Source organism: Streptomyces sp. NPDC021749, assembly GCF_040640655.1.
Classification (GTDB): domain Bacteria; phylum Actinomycetota; class Actinomycetes; order Streptomycetales; family Streptomycetaceae; genus Streptomyces.
Genome location: NZ_JBFACE010000004.1, coordinates 45,967 through 62,463 on the forward strand (window position 1 = coordinate 45,967; position 16,497 = coordinate 62,463).

Annotated in this window: 17 protein-coding genes, 1 pseudogene and 1 riboswitch; of the genes and pseudogenes, 9 read left to right on the top strand and 9 right to left on the bottom strand. The window is 75.3% G+C overall.

What is annotated here, in order from left to right:
• Positions 1 to 38 precede the first annotated feature (38 nt).
• The 4 genes from AB0G35_RS05285 to AB0G35_RS05300 are packed head-to-tail and all read left to right on the top strand — an operon-like array spanning position 39 to position 3,599.
• On the top strand, positions 39 to 437 hold the full coding sequence (locus AB0G35_RS05285) for a 6-carboxytetrahydropterin synthase (RefSeq protein ID WP_360943976.1): 399 nt from the start codon (positions 39 to 41) through the stop codon (positions 435 to 437).
• Complete coding sequence (locus tag AB0G35_RS05290) at positions 434 to 1,555, top strand: glycosyltransferase family 4 protein (RefSeq protein WP_360943979.1); 1,122 nt, start codon at positions 434 to 436, stop codon at positions 1,553 to 1,555. The genes AB0G35_RS05285 and AB0G35_RS05290 overlap by 4 nt, the downstream gene beginning before the upstream one ends.
• Positions 1,552 to 2,409 (top strand): class I SAM-dependent methyltransferase, encoded by an 858-nt coding sequence (locus AB0G35_RS05295; RefSeq protein ID WP_360943982.1) that lies wholly within the window; start codon positions 1,552 to 1,554, stop codon positions 2,407 to 2,409. The genes AB0G35_RS05290 and AB0G35_RS05295 overlap by 4 nt, the downstream gene beginning before the upstream one ends.
• The gene (locus AB0G35_RS05300) at positions 2,406 to 3,599 is read left to right on the top strand and encodes a lysylphosphatidylglycerol synthase transmembrane domain-containing protein (RefSeq protein WP_360943985.1); all 1,194 of its coding nucleotides are present in this window, start codon (positions 2,406 to 2,408) and stop codon (positions 3,597 to 3,599) included. The genes AB0G35_RS05295 and AB0G35_RS05300 overlap by 4 nt, the downstream gene beginning before the upstream one ends.
• Here AB0G35_RS05300 and AB0G35_RS05305 read toward each other — a convergent pair.
• Together AB0G35_RS05305 and AB0G35_RS05310 are read right to left on the bottom strand one after the other, a co-directional pair.
• Positions 3,513 to 4,175 (bottom strand): annotated as a pseudogene (locus AB0G35_RS05305) (RibD family protein); the annotation flags it as partial. The gene AB0G35_RS05300 and the pseudogene AB0G35_RS05305 overlap by 87 nt on opposite strands.
• On the bottom strand, positions 4,150 to 4,905 hold the full coding sequence (locus AB0G35_RS05310; RefSeq protein ID WP_360943988.1) for a creatininase family protein: 756 nt from the start codon (positions 4,903 to 4,905) through the stop codon (positions 4,150 to 4,152). The pseudogene AB0G35_RS05305 and the gene AB0G35_RS05310, both read right to left, overlap by 26 nt.
• 126 nt (positions 4,906 to 5,031) lie before the next feature.
• Between AB0G35_RS05310 and ribA the strand changes: the two genes are divergently transcribed.
• On the top strand, positions 5,032 to 5,724 hold the full coding sequence (gene ribA, locus AB0G35_RS05315; protein WP_360943991.1) for a GTP cyclohydrolase II: 693 nt from the start codon (positions 5,032 to 5,034) through the stop codon (positions 5,722 to 5,724).
• Positions 5,725 to 5,788: 64 nt separating this feature from the next.
• Here ribA and AB0G35_RS05320 read toward each other — a convergent pair whose 3' ends face one another.
• Both AB0G35_RS05320 and AB0G35_RS05325 read right to left on the bottom strand, forming a co-directional pair.
• Entirely contained in the window at positions 5,789 to 6,538 is a 750-nt protein-coding gene (locus AB0G35_RS05320) for a CbtA family protein (RefSeq protein WP_360943994.1), read from the bottom strand.
• A gap of 16 nt (positions 6,539 to 6,554) precedes the next feature.
• Complete coding sequence (locus AB0G35_RS05325; protein WP_360943997.1) at positions 6,555 to 6,770, bottom strand: CbtB-domain containing protein; 216 nt, start codon at positions 6,768 to 6,770, stop codon at positions 6,555 to 6,557.
• 44 nt (positions 6,771 to 6,814) lie between these two features.
• Positions 6,815 to 6,962, bottom strand: a riboswitch (cobalamin riboswitch).
• A gap of 118 nt (positions 6,963 to 7,080) precedes the next feature.
• On the opposite strand from AB0G35_RS05325, the gene AB0G35_RS05330 reads away from it, so the two are divergent.
• Together AB0G35_RS05330 and AB0G35_RS05335 are read left to right on the top strand one after the other, a co-directional pair.
• On the top strand, positions 7,081 to 7,662 hold the full coding sequence (locus AB0G35_RS05330) for a histidine phosphatase family protein (protein ID WP_360944000.1): 582 nt from the start codon (positions 7,081 to 7,083) through the stop codon (positions 7,660 to 7,662).
• A 159-nt stretch (positions 7,663 to 7,821) separates the two neighbouring features.
• Complete coding sequence (locus tag AB0G35_RS05335) at positions 7,822 to 8,259, top strand: SPW repeat protein (protein WP_360944003.1); 438 nt, start codon at positions 7,822 to 7,824, stop codon at positions 8,257 to 8,259.
• 98 nt (positions 8,260 to 8,357) lie between these two features.
• Here AB0G35_RS05335 and AB0G35_RS05340 read toward each other — a convergent pair whose 3' ends face one another.
• Positions 8,358 to 8,711 carry a hypothetical protein gene (locus tag AB0G35_RS05340; RefSeq protein ID WP_360944006.1) on the bottom strand — a complete coding sequence of 118 codons (354 nt, stop codon included), beginning with the start codon at positions 8,709 to 8,711 and terminating at the stop codon, positions 8,358 to 8,360.
• A gap of 165 nt (positions 8,712 to 8,876) precedes the next feature.
• Between AB0G35_RS05340 and AB0G35_RS05345 the strand changes: the two genes are divergently transcribed.
• Together AB0G35_RS05345 and AB0G35_RS05350 are read left to right on the top strand one after the other, a co-directional pair.
• On the top strand, positions 8,877 to 10,712 hold the full coding sequence (locus tag AB0G35_RS05345; protein WP_360944009.1) for an alkyl sulfatase dimerization domain-containing protein: 1,836 nt from the start codon (positions 8,877 to 8,879) through the stop codon (positions 10,710 to 10,712).
• A 96-nt stretch (positions 10,713 to 10,808) separates the two neighbouring features.
• Positions 10,809 to 12,842 (top strand): NB-ARC domain-containing protein, encoded by a 2,034-nt coding sequence (locus tag AB0G35_RS05350; RefSeq protein WP_360944012.1) that lies wholly within the window; start codon positions 10,809 to 10,811, stop codon positions 12,840 to 12,842.
• 19 nt (positions 12,843 to 12,861) lie between these two features.
• Here AB0G35_RS05350 and AB0G35_RS05355 read toward each other — a convergent pair whose 3' ends face one another.
• Genes AB0G35_RS05355 through AB0G35_RS05370 form a run of 4 tightly spaced genes read right to left on the bottom strand, consistent with a single transcriptional unit; the run spans position 12,862 to position 16,472 of the window.
• A complete protein-coding gene (locus AB0G35_RS05355; RefSeq protein WP_360944015.1) occupies positions 12,862 to 13,899 on the bottom strand; it encodes a serine hydrolase domain-containing protein in 1,038 nt (345 codons plus the stop codon).
• A gap of 13 nt (positions 13,900 to 13,912) precedes the next feature.
• The gene (locus AB0G35_RS05360) at positions 13,913 to 14,833 is read right to left on the bottom strand and encodes a hypothetical protein (RefSeq protein ID WP_360944019.1); all 921 of its coding nucleotides are present in this window, start codon (positions 14,831 to 14,833) and stop codon (positions 13,913 to 13,915) included.
• On the bottom strand, positions 14,830 to 15,813 hold the full coding sequence (locus AB0G35_RS05365; protein WP_360944023.1) for a hypothetical protein: 984 nt from the start codon (positions 15,811 to 15,813) through the stop codon (positions 14,830 to 14,832). Before AB0G35_RS05365 ends, AB0G35_RS05360 begins: the two co-directional genes overlap by 4 nt.
• A complete protein-coding gene (locus tag AB0G35_RS05370) occupies positions 15,810 to 16,472 on the bottom strand; it encodes a hypothetical protein (protein WP_360944592.1) in 663 nt (220 codons plus the stop codon). Before AB0G35_RS05370 ends, AB0G35_RS05365 begins: the two co-directional genes overlap by 4 nt.
• Positions 16,473 to 16,497: the final 25 nt, after the last annotated feature.

Genomic DNA, 16,497 nt, shown 5'->3' on the forward strand with positions numbered 1-16,497 from the left:
ACCGTCACTGAGACCGACATCACACCGGAGGAACGGCCTTGTTCAGCATCACCGTCCGCGATCACCTGATGGTCGCGCACAGCTTCCGCGGTGCCGTGTTCGGCCCCGCGCAGCGGCTCCACGGCGCGACGTTCATCGTGGACGCCACCTTCCGCCGGCCCGAGCTCGACGACGACAACATCGTCGTCGACATCGGCCTGGCCACCCAGGAACTCGCCGGTGTGGTCGGCGAGCTGAACTACCGCAACCTCGACGACGAGCCCGCCTTCGCCGGGACCAACACCTCGACCGAGGCGCTGGCCAAGGTCATCGCCGACCGGCTCGCCGACCGCGTGCACGCCGGCAACCTCGGCGAGAGCGCCCGCGAACTGACCGGCATATCGGTCACCTTGCACGAATCGCATATCGCCTGGGCCAGCTACGAGCGCGCGCTGTGACCCGCGGCGGCACCGCCCCGGCGGGGGAGCGGACGGTGCACTTCGTCCTGCCCGGCGGTGTCGACGACCCGGCGGCGCCCAGCGGCGGCAACACCTACGATCGCCGGGTGTGCCGGGGCCTGGCGGCCGCGGGGTGGCGGGTGCACCCGCACACCCTGCCCGGCGCCTGGCCACGGCCGGGCGCCGCCGACCGGGCGGAGCTGGCCCGGCGGCTGGCGGCGCTGCCCGACGGCGCGGTGGTCCTGCTCGACGGGCTGGTCGGCTGCGGCGTCCCCGAGGCCCTGGAGCCCGAGGCCGCCCGTCTGCGGCTCGGCATCCTCGTCCATCTGCCGCTGGCCGACGAGACCGGACTCGAACCCGTTCCGGCGGCCGAACTGGACGCCCGGGAACGCCGTGCCCTGCACGCCGCCGGCGCCGTCGTGGCCACCAGCACCTGGACCGCCGGCCGGATCACCGCCCACCACCAAGTGCCGCCCGCCCGTGTGCACCTCGCCCGGCCGGGGACCGACCCGGCACCGCTCGCCCCCGGCACCGACGCCGGCACCGCACTGCTCTGCGTCGCCGCACTCACCCCGCGCAAGGGGCACCGCCGGCTGCTCGACGCCCTGGCGGCCGTGGCCGACCGGCCCTGGCGGTGCACCTTCGTCGGCGGTTCCGGCGGCGACCCCAAACACGCCACCCAACTGCACGACCACGTGGGCGCGTTGGGGCTCGGCGACCGGGTCCGCTTCGCCGGGCCACGGACCGGCGCCGAGCTGGCCGCCCACTACGCCGCCGCCGACCTGCTGGTCCTCACCTCGCACGCCGAGCCCTACGGCATGGTCGTCACCGAGGCGCTGGCCCGCGGAATTCCCGTCCTCGCCACGGCCGTCGACGGCATACCGGAGGCCCTCGGACGGGCCCCCGACGGCACCCCGCCCGGCCTCCTCGTCCCCTCCGGGGAGCCCGCGGCGCTCTCCGGCGCCCTGCGGGACTGGCTCGCGGACCGCGCGCTGCGGCACCGCCTGAGGGAAGCCGCGCACGGACGGCGTGCCATGCTGGAAGGGTGGGAGATGACGTCGCACAGCCTGGCCGAAGCGCTGGAACGGCTTCGGCACGAGCCCCGGAGCAGCCGTTGACCGCCGTCGGCAGTCCCCGATTCCCGTCCCGCTGGCTGCAGTTGCGCGAACGCGCCGACGCCGCGGCCCGGGCCCCCGAACTCCTCCGCCCGCTGCGCGGCTGGCTGGCCGGACGGGCCGGCCCGCCCGGCTTGGTCATCCGCGATCTGGGCTGCGGCACCGGCTCCATGGCGCGCTGGCTCGCCGTCCGGCTGCCCGGCCCGCAGCGCTGGATCCTGCACGACCACGACCCCGCGCTGCTCGCCGAGGCCGGCGCCCGGATGCCCTCGACGGCCGCCGACGGCACGCCCGTCACGGCCGGCACCGAGCGCGGCGACCTGACCGCCCTCACCGCCGCCGACCTCGCCGGGACCTCCCTGGTCACCGCCTCCGCCCTGCTCGACCTGCTCACCCGCGACGAGATCGAGGCGCTCGCCGCGGCCTGTGCCGGTGCCGGCTGCCCGGTCCTGCTGGCGCTGTCGGTCGCCGGACGGGTCGAGCTGACCCCGCACGATCCGCTCGACGCCGAGCTGGCCGGCGCCTTCAACGACCACCAGCGCCGTACGGACGAGGGCCGCGCCCTGCTCGGACCGGACGCGGTCGCGGCGGCGGTCGGGGCGTTCGAACGGCACGGCTGGACGGTGCAGCTGCGGACCAGCCCCTGGCGGCTCGGCTGCGCGGAGTCCGCGCTGACCGCCGAATGGCTGCGCGGCTGGGTCGGCGCCGCACACGCCCAGCGGCCCGAACTGGCACCGGAGGCGGCGGCGTATCTGCGCCGCAGGCTGGAGGAGTGCGCGGCGGGCGAGCTGGGCGTGACCGTGGACCACACCGACCTGCTGGCCCTGCCCGGCCCGCCGTCCGGGGACGGGGGATGAACCGGCGCGGCTGGGCGGTGCTGCGGCTGCTCGCGGGCGCGGGCATCCTGGCCGCCCTGGTGTGGCACCTGGGTTCCGGTGCCTTTCTGGACGGGCTGCGCCGGATCGACGCCCCGGCGTTGCTCGCGGCCCTCGGCCTCGGCCTGCTGACCACGGTCGGCAGCGCCTGGCGCTGGTGTCTGGTGGCCCGCGGACTGGGCCTGCGGCTGCCGTGGGGCCGGGCGGTCGCCGACTACTACCGGGCGCTGTTCCTCAACGCGGCGCTGCCCGGGGGCGTCCTGGGCGACGTCCACCGCGCGGTGGGGCACGGCCGGGCCGCCGGCGACCTGGGCCGCGGGGTGCGGGCGGTGGTCCTGGAACGCACCGCCGGCCAGCTGGTGCTGGTGCTCGCCGGGACCGTGGTGCTGCTCGCCCGGCCGTCCCCGGTCCTGGCACCGGCCGTACGCGCCCTCACCTCGCCCACCGCCGCGGTGACCGCCGCCGTGGCGGGCGCCGCGGCGCTCGTCCTCGCCCGGTGGCTGCGGCGGCGCCGCGGTACCTCACGCGTCCGGCGGGCGCTCGCCACCTTCCTGACCGAGGCGCGCCAGGGCCTCGGCGCCCCCGGTGTCCGGTCCGGTGTCGCGCTCTCCTCCGTGGTGGTCCTCGCGGGCTACCTCGCCACGTTCGTGCTGGCCGCCCGGGTCGCCGGTGTCACCGCGCCGGCCGCCGAGCTGGTGCCCCTGGTGGTGCTCGCGCTGCTCGCGATGGCGCTGCCGTTGAACGTCGGCGGCTGGGGCCCCCGTGAGGGCGTCGCCGCCTGGGCCTTCGGCTCCGCCGGGCTGGGCGCGCAGCAGGGCCTGGCCACCGCCGTCGTCTACGGCGTGCTCGCCTTCGCCGCGAGCCTGCCCGGCGCCGTGGTGCTGGGCGTCCGGTGGGGCGCCGCCCTCCGCGCCGGCCGTCCGCAGCTCCAGCTCGAAGAGGGTGTCCTCCCCGAGCAGGCTGCGCCGCAGCGGCGGCCGGAGCGCCTCACGCATCACCGTCGTCCCGGGAAACCGCAGGCCGGGCACGCCGTCCCCGATCAGTACCGGCGCGACGGTGAGGTACAGCCGGTCCAGCGCACCGGCCTGCAGGAAGCGCGACACGGTCACCCCGCCGCCCTCGATCAGCACCCGGCCCAGGCCGCGGCGCGCCAGGGCCGCGAGCAGCCGTGACGGTGCGAACGCCGCCGCATCGGGCAGCCGGAGCACCTCGACCCCCGGGCTCGGGACGTCCGGCGGCAGCGTGGCGTCCGGCCCCACCAGCCACAGCGTCGGCGCGGCCCGGTCCGTGAACACCCCGCTGCCGCACGGCACCCGGCCCCGCGGATCGAGCACCACCCGCACCGGGTTGTCGCCGGGGCAGGCCCGTACGGTCAGCCGGGGATCGTCCGCCACGGCCGTGCCCGCCCCGACCAGGACGGCGTCGGCGAGCGCCCGCAGCCGGTGCAGATGGCGGCGGTCGGCCGTCCCGGTGACGTAGTCGGCGTCGCCGGTACGGGTCGCCACGAAGCCGTCCAGGCTCTGCCCCAACTGCCCGAACGCCACCCGCGGTCCGGCCAGGCAGAGCGGCAGATAGCGTGCGGCGAGCTCGGCGGCGCCGGACGAGGCGGGCTCCGCCCAGCGCGGCGTGCCGTCGCCGTCCCGTACCAGCCCGGCGGCCCGGGCCTGCCCGTCCGTGCGGACCCGGCGCAGCCGCTGCCACGCCTCCGCGGTCCCCAGTACCTCAGTCATCGGCGTCCGCCCCGGCATCCAGCAGCGCGACGTACTCGGCGAACGCCTCGGTCAGCCCGGCCAGCAGCTTTCGGCCCTTGGGAGCGGAGGCGAGCGAGGGGCGGCCGACGACACCGGACGAGGTGTACGCCGACAGCCCGAGCGTCAGCAGGTGGCGGCGGTCGTCGGCCGCGCAGTCCGCGCCGGCGTAGCCGTCCTTGACCAGTTCCGGATGGGCGTGCAGGAGGATCGAGGTCTCCAGTTCGCCGGCGTGCATGTCGCTGTGCGCGGAGGTGCGTATCCCGGCCCGGTCGCGCGCCGCGTCCCAGTCGGCGGTGCCGGGGAACAGCGCCATCCGCATGCCGCGCCCGGCGGATTCCTGCACCACGTTGCGCAGCACGTAGTTCCCGCCGTGGCCGTTGACCAGGACCAGCGCCCCGATCCCGGACCGGAGCAGCGAATCGGCGAGGTCCGTGACGACCGCGTGCAGCGTCCGTGCCGAGATGCTGACCGTGCCCGGCCAGGCGGCGTGCTCCTGCGAACAGGAGACGGTCAGTGGTGGCAGCAGCAGGACGTCATGGGCGGCGGCCACCTCCCGGGCGATGGTGCAGGCGATGACCGTGTCGGTGGTCAGCGGCAGGAAGGGGCCGTGCTGTTCGAAGCTGCCGACGGGCAGCACCGCCAGCCGCGGCCGCCGGCTGCGGACGTCCTCGGTGGTGTCGGCCGGCAACAGCCCGGCGGGCGGCGGCGGTTGCGGGGGAGCGGTCATCGGGATCGGTCCGCCTTTCGTCGGTGGCTCGCCGGGAGCCGGTCGGGACGCGGGTGCCGCAGCATACTTGTCATGTAGTTGAGTGATCGCTGACGGGTTCCGACCCCCGTGGGTAGCATCGCGGCCATGACGGACCCCGACGCCCTGTGCGGCCCCCGCCCCGGTCATGACCTCGCCGTCGCTCCCGACGCGGCCCGCCCGTTGCCCGGTGTGGCGCGGGTGGTGTCGGTCCGGCTGCCGACCGCCTACGGGGAGTTCCGGGCCGTCGGCTATCTCGACCGGCCCAGCGGCACCGAGCACGTGGCGCTGGTGCACGGCGAGGTCACCGGCGAACCGGTGCTGACCCGGGTGCACTCGGAGTGCCTGACCGGGGACGCCTTCGCTTCCCAACACTGCGAATGCGGCGACCAGCTGGCCGCGGCGCTGCGTGCGATCGCCGCGGCCGGGCGCGGGGTGCTGGTCTACCTCCAGGGCCACGAGGGCCGGGGCATCGGCCTGCTGGCCAAGCTCCGGGCGATGCAGCTCCAGGAGGAGGGACTGGACACCGTCGAGGCGAACATCGCGCTCGGCCTCCCGGTCGACGCCCGGGAGTACCGCGCCGCCGCGCAGATCCTCGACGACCTGGGCGTCCGCGCCGTACGGCTGCTGTCCAACAACCCGCGCAAGCGCGCCGCGTTGCTGCGGCACGGCATCACCGTCGCCGAACGCGTTCCGCTGCTGGCCGAGCCCCAGGCGGAGAACCTCCGCTATCTGCGTACCAAGCGCGAGCGGCTCGACCACGACCTGCCGCACCTGGACGGCATCCCCCACCAGTTCTGACGGTCCGGGGCCCGCGAGGAACGACTCGCGGGCCCCGGACCGGTGGTGCGGTGGATGCTGCGGATCAGGAGGCCACGGAGACCGCCTCGGCCCGCTCGGCGGCCGGCCGGGCCGCGACGACGCGGTCCGCCAGATGCCCGAAGACCAGCCCGAAGGCGGTCCACAGCACCAGCTGGACGGCGAGCGCCGACAGCCGGAACTGCCACAGCAGCGTGGCGGAGAAGTCCGCCGGTACCTCGTTGACGGCCGGCAGGAACGCGTACGCGAGCCCGACGGCGACCGCGAAGGCGGCGACGGCGGCCACCGTCGCGTACCAGTTGCCCAGCTTCGGAGCCAGCCGCCGGCCGAGGAGCGTGGCGGCGACGGCCAGCAGGATGCCGAGCAGCATCATCAGGAAATACAGGGCGGTGCGCTTGCCGATGGTGTCGGGGTCGCCCACCGACGGCGGATTGGCCGGGTACTTCAGGAACGGCACGACGTAACCGGCCACCAGCGCCGCCCCGGAGAGCAGCAGGGCCGTGGCGCGGGCCCCGAACCGGCCGATCCGCCCCAGCGCGAAGCAGAAGGCCAGCGCGGCGATCCCGCCCAGCGCCACGCCGTAGACCAGGACGCCGGTGGCGAGCCCGGCCGTGGACTGCAGTCCCCGGCTGACCACTTCCATCTCGTGTTCGTGGCTGTGCGCCTCCTCGAAGGCGATGGCGGCGTCGATCCGCGGTTCGCCCAGCACGTAGGCGACGAGGAGCGCGAACCCGCCGGCGGCCAGGCCGGCGAGCATGCCGCGCATCAGCAGGGTTCTGACGGTGAGGGAGTTCATGGCTGCGGCCGCCCGCTCAGTGGCAGGGGAAGCCGAGGAGGTGGCGCCCGTCGTGCAGCCATTCGTGGACGTCCGAACCGGACAGCAGCGAGGTGGCGCCCTGCTCCGCGCCGACGAAGTACAGCAGGACCAGCATCAGTACACCGGCGAACAGCGCCCAGGGGGCGATGGCCTTGAGCGGGAGCGGGGCGGGGGTGGCGCCGGTGGCCGGCGGTGCGATGGTCTGAGCCATGGCAGGACCTCCTGTTGGGGGGAACTCGCGTCCCCGGTAAATGGGAGTGCATAACGACATGCGGGTCTGGCTCGTCCGGTACCGGCCCCTGGCGGGCTGATAAAAAACCGGACATACAGTGGCGCGACCGCGCCGGGATCCCACCGGCTTCCGTCATGCCGTCGTCAAGCACCCGTGAACGTACCGCGATCCGGCCACCTGGCCAAGACCGTACGGGGGGCGGACGGGTGCGGAGCGGGGCGCACCGACCGGACAACTCCCCTGATGAGGCCGTGAGTTGGCGTTCCGGGAACGAAAGAGAGAAGAGGGCATGACAACTCGGGTGATACTGGTCTCACCGGCCGCGGGCGACGCCCAGCGCGAGGTGCGTTTCGACGACGACGCCCCGCCGCACGCGGCCGGACTGCGACGGGCCCGGGCCGCCGCGGGGGCGCTGCCGGCCGCCGACCGGGTCTTCACCTCGCCCTCGGTGCGCTGCCGGCGCACCGCGGAGGAACTCGGGCTGCCGGCCGGGCCGGTGCCGGAGCTGGCGGGCTGCGCGATGGGGGAGTGGTGTGGACGGGCCCTGGCGGAGGTGGCCGAAACGGAACCGCACGCGGTCTCCGCCTGGCTGTCCGATCCGGGCTTCGCCGGGCACGGTGGGGAGTCGCTGCGGCAGCTCTGCGACCGGGTCGCGGGCTGGCTGATCCGGATGGCGCTGGACGCCGGACGGGTGGTGGCGGTCGTGGAACCGGACGTCGTACGGGCCGCCGCGGTGTGTGCGATGCGGGTGCCCGCCGACGCGTTCTGGCGGCTGGACGTGGCGCCGCTGACCGTGACCGAGCTGAGCGGACGGGGCGGCCGCTGGAATCTGGGGCTGGGTCGGGCGCTGGGCCCCGGGGCGGGCGGCTGACCTGCGAGGAGCCGTCGGCACCCGCGAGAAGCTGACCGTACCCCTTCAAAATTCATCTGTCGCTTCATCTACACATAAAGGCGACATAAGCGCAGAATAAAGCCGTGGCCCGATGCCACGCGATAACGGCCAGGCTTGCGAGCGAAGGAGGCGAGTCGCATGGCCGACGTCTCACACCCCAGGGGAGATCTCGCAGGTCACCCCGACGCATCAGAGATGGCTGCCCGGTACGAGCGGGTGCTCGGCGGGCGTGACGTGGTCCTCGTCGACGGTCCGGTGTTCCTCGTCGGCCTGTACTGCGCCGTCTCGCCGTGGATCGTCCACTACGCGCTGGCACAGCCGGCCCTCATGGCGCACAACCTCATCGTCGGGATCGCGATCGCCCTGCTGGCGGTCGGCTTCACCACGACCCCGGCGCGGATGTACGGCCTGAGCGGCGCGATGTGCGCGATCGGCGTGTGGATGATCATCGCGCCCTGGATCGTGGGCCGAGCCCCGGACGCGGGCGTCATCTGGAACAACATCGTCATCGGTGCTCTGACGTTCCTGCTGGGCGCCCTGTGCGTCGGCGCGGCATCGAGGCGCCGCGCCACCTAGGCGTCTCCCGCAGGGCCCGCACGAGTGACCGCCGGCCCGCCTGCCCCTCCCCGGGCAGGCCGGCCGGCGGCCGTGTGCCCGCCCCCGGACGGGGACTCCTACCGGCGCCGCCCGCGCCCGGCCGCCGCGAGGTGCCCGGACAGTCCCGCCAGGACCAGCCCGCCCGCGAGGAGCAGGGCATGGCCCAGCAGGACCCCGGCGGCCAGACTGCCGGCCGCGGCCGCGGGCAGCAGCCAGCCCCTGCCCCGGCGCCCGGCACCGGACCGGGTGCGGCGGGCGGCGGGCGGGGTGCGGGGGCGGGCGTACGGAACGGCACGGTGCCGGAACGACTCGGCGAGCTCACCGAAGGCATGGTCGTCGTACGGGGACAGAGGGCGTCCCTCCTCTCCCGGAGCATCGGGGCGGAGCCCCGCCCCGGCCGGCTGAAATGCCGCGCCCGGAGACGACCCCACCTGCGTGGTTGTGCCCTGCCCGGCCGTGCCTGTAACGCCGTTGGCCGCGCCGGCGCTCCCCGGCCGCCCCGGAGGCAGGCATGCGTCATCCGGACAAAACCGGTTAAATCGATCGTGTGGGGCAGGGGCCTTGGGCCCGCCGCCGCCCAGGAGAGGGAGCGCCCCGTGACCGCTGCACCCGTCGATGACCACGAAGACTTCGCCGACGCCGACCGCGGCTTCATCGCCGAGCTCGACCCGCCGCGGATCACCACGGACGACGGCCGTCCGGTGTGGGACGCCACGGCCTACGGATTCCTGGCCCAGAACTGCCCCGACACCGCCCACGAGGGCCTCTGGCGGCAGGGCCGGCTGATCGGCCGCCAGGGCCTCTACGAGGTCACCGACGGCATCTACCAGGCCCGCGGCCTGGACCTGGCCCATATGACCATGGTCGAGGGCGACCACGGCGTCATCGTCATCGACCCGCTGGGCTCCGCCGAGACCGCCGCGGCGGCCCTGGAGCTCTACCGCAAGTACCGCGGCGACCGGCCGGTCACCGGGCTGATCTACACCCACTCGCACGCCGGCCACTTCGGCGGCGCCCGCGGCGTCGTCCCGGCCGGGCACGACCCCGTACCGGTCCTCGCCCCGGCCGGCTTCCTCGCCCACGCGGTCGGCGACCACCTCGAAGCCGGACCCGCGATGTCCCGGCGCGCCGCCTTCACGTACGGCACCGCACTGCCGAAGGGACCGGACGGCCAGATCGGCTGCGGGCTGGGCACCACCCGGTCCACCGGCACCCGCACCCTGATCCCGCCGACCGTGGACATCACCCGCACCGGCCAGGAGGAGATCCTCGACGGCGTCCACCTCGTCTTCCAGCTCACCCCGGGCGCCGAGGCCCCCGCCGCGATGAACTTCGGCTTCCCCGCCCACCGGGCGCTCTGCCTGGCCGACAACGCCACCCACACCCTGCACACCGTCCTGCCGCTGTACGGCGGGGCGGCCCGCGACAGCCGGGCCTGGGCCCGGTACCTGGACGAGGCGCTCGCCCTCTTCGGCGACGAGGCGGAGGTCGCCTTCGCCTCACACCACTGGCCGACCTGGGGCAAGGACCGCATCCGGGCCCTGCTGGCCGGCCAGCGCGACCTGTACGCCTATCTGCACGACCAGACCCTGCGCCTGCTCAACGCCGGGTACACCGGCCCCGAGATCGCCGAACAGCTGCGGCTGCCGCCGGCCCTTGCCCGGGTGTGGTCCCACCACGGCTACTACGGCTCGGTCAGCGACCACGTCAAGGCCGTCAGCCAGCGCTACCTGGGCTGGTTCGACGGCAACCCCGCCCACCTCTGGGAGCACCCGCCGGCCGAACTTGCCCGGCGCTACGTCCACGCCCTCGGCGGCGTCGAGGCCACCGTGGACGCCGGCAAGCAGTACGCGGCCGACGGCGATCTGCGGTTCGCCGCGACCCTCCTCAACCACGCCGTCTTCGCCGACCCGGACAACCTCCGCGCCCGCCGCGCACTCGCCCAGGTCTACGAATGGCTCGGCCACGGCGCGGAGAACGCCGTCTGGCGCAACGTCTACCTCACCGGTGCGGGCGAACTGCGCGGCGCCCCCGCGGCCCGGGACGACACCGGGGACGCCACGGCGGCCCCCGACCTCACCCGGGAGCTCACCGTCGACCAGCTCCTGGACTCGCTGGCCCTGCGCATCGACGGCCCGCGCGCCTGGTCCACCGCGCTCACCCTCGACCTCTACCTCCCCGACGAGGACCGCACCTGGCGGCTGACCCTGTCCAACGGCGCCCTCACCCACCGGGCTTCCCCCGGTGCCCCGGCCCCCTCGGCCGACGGCGCCCCCGACCTCACCCTCACCCTGACCAAGGCCCAGCTGCTCGACCTCCTCACCCCGCACGCCCCCGCCGAACCCGCCCCGCCCACCGAACCCGGCCCGCTCCGCCAGCTCCTCGCCCTCGTCACCACCCCGGACCCGGCGTTCCCCGTGGTCACCCCCTGACCCCCGCCGCCGCGCGGGCCCGGCGTCAACCCCGCGCCCCCCGGACCACCACGCCACCCCACGCCACCCGGCGCAAAGCTGGGGCACACTGGCCCCGTGGCGAGCAGCATTCCCGAGGAGTCGACCAGCTTCGTCGGACGGCGGAGCGAACTGCAGCGGATCGACCAGGAGTTGACGGCACACCGGCTGGTCACGCTGACCGGGCCCGGTGGCGTGGGCAAGACCCGGATCGCCGTCCGGGCGGCCCGGGCGGCCGCACCGCGGTTCCCCGACGGAGTCGGATGGGCCGATCTGTGGCCGTTACACGGTGAAGGGCTGCTGCTGGCCACCGTCTGCGACGCCGTCGGGCTCGCCGACCACACCGCGCGCGCCCCGGCCGCCGCGCTGTGCTCCTGGCTCACCGACAAACGGCTGCTGCTGGTGCTGGACTCCTGCGAGCACCTCGTGGCCGCCTGCCGGGACCTGCTCGGCGACCTGCTGACCGCGGCGCCCGGCGTGACCGTACTGGTCACCAGCCGGCAGCCGCTCGGCCTCGACGGCGAACGCGTCACCGAGATCGGCCCGCTGCCCTGCACCGGCGACAACGACGCGCTGACCCTGCTCACCGACCGGGCCGGCGCCGCCGCGCCCGGCCTCGTCCTCACCGACCCCGCCCACGCGGCCACCGCCGACGGCATCTGCCGGCGGCTCGAAGGCATTCCGCTCGCCCTGGAGCTGGCCGGCGCGCAGCTGGCCACCAGCACCGTCGAGGGGATCGCGGAGCGGCTGGCCACCCGCTTCGACACCCTCGACACCGGCGAAGGGCGGTCGCTGCCGCCCCGCCACCGCACCCTGCGCTGCACCATCGGCTGGAGCCACGAACTGTGCACTCCCCTGGAGCGGCTGCTGTGGGCCCGGCTCTCGGTCTTCCGCGGCACCTTCGACAGGGAGTCGGCCAAGGCGGTGTGCGCCGGCGGGCCCCTCACCGGGCCCGAGGTGCACACCGCGCTGACCGGACTGGCCGCCAAGTCCGTGCTCACCCGTGAGGGCGGCCGCTTCCGCATGCTCGACACCCTGCGCGAGTACGGCCGGATGTGGCTCGGCGAGCTCGGTGAGGCACCCGCCCTCGCCGACCGGCACGCCGCACACTTCGTCGACCACGGCCGCCGCGCCGAACAGGCCTGGCTGGGCCCCGGGCAGGTCGGCTGGTACCGCAGGATCGCCGACGCGCACGTCGACCTGTGCACCGCACTGGACCACCTGCTGGTCACCGCCCCCGAGGGAGCCCGGGAACTCAGCGCCGCGATCGGCTTCTTCTGGAGCTGCTGCGGCCATCTGCACGAGGCCCGCGACTACCTCTCCCGCGCCCTCGCCGCCGACGACCGGCCCGGCCGCGCCCGCACCCGGGCGCTGTGGGCGCTCGGCGTCGCCGTGCTCCTCCAGGGCGATCTGCCGCAGGCCGACGCCCTCGGGCGGGAATGCGCGCGGGCCGCGAGGGCGTCCCGGGACGCCGAGGCGGTGCTGGAGGCCGGCTACCTCATCGGCCTCACCCACCTGATGGCCGGCCGCCCGATGTCCGCCCGCACCGTCATCGACCAGGTCCTCGGCCCGCCGCCGGACGCCCCCTTCGGCTCGTCGGGACGGCTGCGCTGCCACCTGGTACGGATCTTCGCGCTCACCGGCCTCGGCGAGCTCACCGAGGCCCGCGCCGAGGCCACCGCACTGCGCCGCGGCTGCGTCGAACGCGGCGAGTACTGGACCCGCTCCTACACCGACTACCAGCTCTCCCTGATCTCGCTGTTCCAGGGCCGGCCCGAGGAGTCCGCCGGCCACGCCCGGGCGATGCTCGCCGCCAAGCAGGGCATCGGCGACAAGTTCGGCATCGCCCTCGGCCTGGACCTGCTCGCCGCCGCGCTGGCCGCGCAGGGCGCCGGCGCCGCGGCCGCCCGGGTCTACGGCAGCGGCCAGGCCCTCTGGCGCACCGTCGGCCACCCGCAGCGGGGTACCCCGGAACTGCGCGCGGTCCGCGAGGAGTGCGAGCGGCGGGCCCGCGCGGCGATCGGCGACCGGGCGTACACGGAGGTCTTCCGGCAGGCCAGCGAGGAACGCCCGGGCACCGCCCTGCCGTTGATCCTGGCCGGCGAACTGTGACCGCCCGGCCCGCGCGCGCTCACGCGGGCGGCTCACCGGCCAGCGCGTACAGCGTCTCGTAGGCGGTGGTGATCATCCGGCAGGTACGGCCGCGCCGGGTGGCCAGCGCCACCAGACCGGTGTGCGTCGCCGGGTGGAACCCGAGGAACGCCTGCTGCCCGAAGGTCGCCCCGACGTGGAAGAGCAGCGGCCCGCGCGGTGCCGGGTGCTGGTACCACGTCAGGGTGTGGGTGGTGCGGCGCCGCCAGCCGCGCCGCAGCAGCGGGACCTGGACGTCACGCAGCGGCCCGGCCAGCGGCGTGTCGTCCGGCGAGAGGTGCGCCTCCAGATAGGTGAGCAGGTCGCCGGGCGTGGCCCGCACCGATCCGGCGGCCATGAACGCGCCCATGTCGGCGCTGGCCACCGGCGTCACCCCGTTCGTCCGGTGCCCGACCGCGTCGGTGCCGGTGGCGCCGGGCGCCAGCGTGGTCCCGGACAGCCCCAGCGGCTTCAGCACCCGGCCGCCGAGCAGCGCCGGATAGTCCTCGCCCGCGGCCCGGGACATCGCCGGACCGAGCAGCGCCAGCCCGAAGTTCGAGTACCGCCAGCGGGCGCCCGGCCGGTTCCGGGGCCGGGTGCGGGCGAAGGTCCGCAGCAGCCGTTCGGTGTCGTAGCGGGCGTAGCCGTTGGCGTACGGGTGCACCAGCGCACCGGCGATCAGGGCAGCGGGGATCCGCGGCAGTCCCGAGGTGTGGGTGGCCAGGTGCCGCAGGGTGATCCGGCGCGAGTGCGGGTGGCGCAACGGCAGCTCGGGCAGATGGGCGACCAGCGGATCGTCCAGTGACAGCACCCCGGACCGGGCCAGTTCGGCCAGCAGCAGCACCGTGAACGTCTTGGACAGCGAGCCGAGTTCGTAGCGCAGGGCCTGCCGCGGGGTGGGCGGGGCCAGCGCGGTGCCGCCGGTGACCACGGTCCGCAGGCCGCGCCGGGTCACCGCCAGCACCACGTCCGGCGCGTCGATCCGGGTGACCGCGTCGGCCAGGCGGTCGGCCGGCGGGGCGCCGCGTGCCGCGGCCATCAGACCGTACCCATCAGACCGCGGACATGGCCCGGGAGGTGGCCATCGCCGAGGCGAACGCGGCGACCAGGGTGGGGTGGTGCACCAGGTCGAAGACCCGCGCCGGATCGCCCTCCGGCATCCCCCGCCGGACCGGCATCGCGCCGCTGTCGGACTGCGCGGCGGCGTACCGCTCCCACAGCTCCGCGTCCAGCGTGGGCCGCGGCAGACACGCGTCGACGACCAGCAGCTCGCCCAGCAGGTCCCAGTGTTCGAGGTCCGCCCAGTCCTCCATCCAGGCCGGCAGGTACCGCGTGAGGTAGTCCGCGATGTCCGGCGGGATCCGCTCGGGCGCCTCGCCCCAGTTGGTGAGGTGGAAGACGGTGTGGGTCAGGTCGTAGGCGATGTGCAGCTGCACCGTCCACGGCTCGGCCAGCTGCCCCAGCCAGGTGCGCGCCACCGCCTGATCGAAGTCGCTGCTGGGGGCGAGGCCCAGCTTGCGCTCGGCGTTGAGCACCCCGAGCCGCCGGTTGGGCATCATCTCCAGCGCGTTCCAGGTGGCGGTGCGCCGGCACACCGTCACGGCCGCCTCCAGCCCCGGATGCCGGTGCCCCAGCTCGTGGAAGGTCGCATAGACCTCCAGCGGTACGGGGGAGAGCGGCTCGTCGTGCTGCAGCCGGGCCAGCACGTTGCCGCCGTCCAGCAGCTCCCGCCAGGCGAAGTCCAGCAGCTGCCCGGCCCGGGCCTTCTGCCGGGAGCCGGCCACGCCCTCGCGGAACAGCACGTGCATGTTGAGCGCCAGCTCCCCGATGGGCTTGAGCCGTTCGACCACCGCGCCGCCCGAGCGGAAGTCCTCGGGGGTCAGCCGGAAGTGCTCGCGGTGGTCGTCGAGCCAGGACAGGGCCCGGTCGCCGACACCGTGCAGCAGGGCGGGGGACGCGGCCGTCACGGTCACGGGGCACTCTCGCTTTCGCCGGGCGTCCGGCCGCCCACCAGCACCGGGTCCCCGCCGCGCGGGCCGGCCTCGGCCTCGTCGGCGGCGATCCGGGCCAGGGTGGCGGCGAACGCGGTCACCAGGGTGGAGTGGTAGCAGGCGGTGAACATCTCGCCCGGGTCGCCGGAAGCGGGCGCCGCGCCCAGCTCCGGCACGCTGCCGTCGGCCGCCTGCGCACCGGCCAGCCGCTGCCAGGCCACCGGATCGTACGGGGCCCGGGGCAGGCACGCGGTCACCGCCAGCAGCTCGCCGACCAGGTCCCACAGCTGCTCCTCCAGCCAGTTCTCCAGCCAGGAGGGCAGCCACAACCGCAGATAGCCGGCGAGTTCGGGGGACAGCCGCTGCCGGTTGCGCCCCCAGTCGGTCAGGTGGAACACGTCATGGGTGATGCCGTAGGCCGCCTTGCGGTCCAGCGCCCAGGGCTCCGGCAGCCGGCCCAGCCCGGTCAGCGCCAGCACCGAGGCGAAGTCGGCGTGCTGCCGCAGCCCGATCCGCCGCTCGGCGTTCAGCACCCCGAGCGTACGGGTGTGGTCCTCGCGCGCCACCCGCCAGCCGCGCAGCCGCGTGGTGGTCCGCACCAGCTCGTCGGCCTCGGCATGGCGCAGCCCGGCCTGCGCGAACACCCCGTACAGCTCCACCGGGTAGGTCGCGAACGGTTCGCCGCGGATCAGCTCGGCGAACAGTTCCCCGTCCCGGGTCTCGTTCCAGGCGAACGCGAAGAGCCCGCGGGCCGTCCGGCGGATCTCCTCCCGCGGGTGCACCGCCCCGATCAGCTGGGTGAGTTCGGCCAGCTCGCCGAGCGGCTTGAGGGTCAGGTTGGGGTCGGCGTCGGTCGTCACGTCGGGCGGCAGGCGGAAGAACCCGCGCGCCCCGTCCAGCCACCCGAGGCCCGTCCGGACCAGGTGGTCCAGCAGCCCCGGGTCGCCGTGCCCGCCGCTCACCCGCCCCGCCCGTAGAACCGCCGGGCGGCCGCGACGTGCAGCGCCACCCGTGGATCGGCGCCGCCCATCTGGTGGACGAACGCCAGCCCGCTGTCCAGCCCCAGGGTCCCCGGCACGTCGGGCAGCCGGGCCAGCCAGCGGCCCACACCGGCCGCCTGCGGCCAGTCCCGGCGGCGGACCGCCCGGACGAAGCCCCGGGCCAGGTCGTCCGTACGGGCGGCGAGCTGCTCGGCGAGGCCGGACACCAGCCCCGGCAGGGCCAGCGCGGCCAGCTGGGACACCCGGTGCGACAGCTTCGGCCAGGGGGAGTCACCGACCCACGCGGTGCCGGCCTCCGGTGCCGGCGGCCACGGCCGGCCGCCGGCGGGCAGGAACGCGTGCGCGGCCTCGACCAGGCCGCGGTAGCTCCACACCGACACCTCCGAGGCGCCGTCGCCCGGCGGATAGGCCGTCAGCGCCTGCCGCACCACCGCTTCGTCGTCCGCGCCGGCCGGTGCCGTCCGGTGTTCCACGGCGTACGGCGCCAGCGCATCGGCGCCGAGCACCCGTACCGCGGCCGGGGTCAGCGCATCCTCGTGCCGCAGCATGCCGGACAGCGCATAAGGGTCGCCCTCACCCCGCAGGGCGAGGGCGACCCCGGTTGCGGCATCGGCGATCACAGCGCTGAGCGGGACTGCTCCTTGC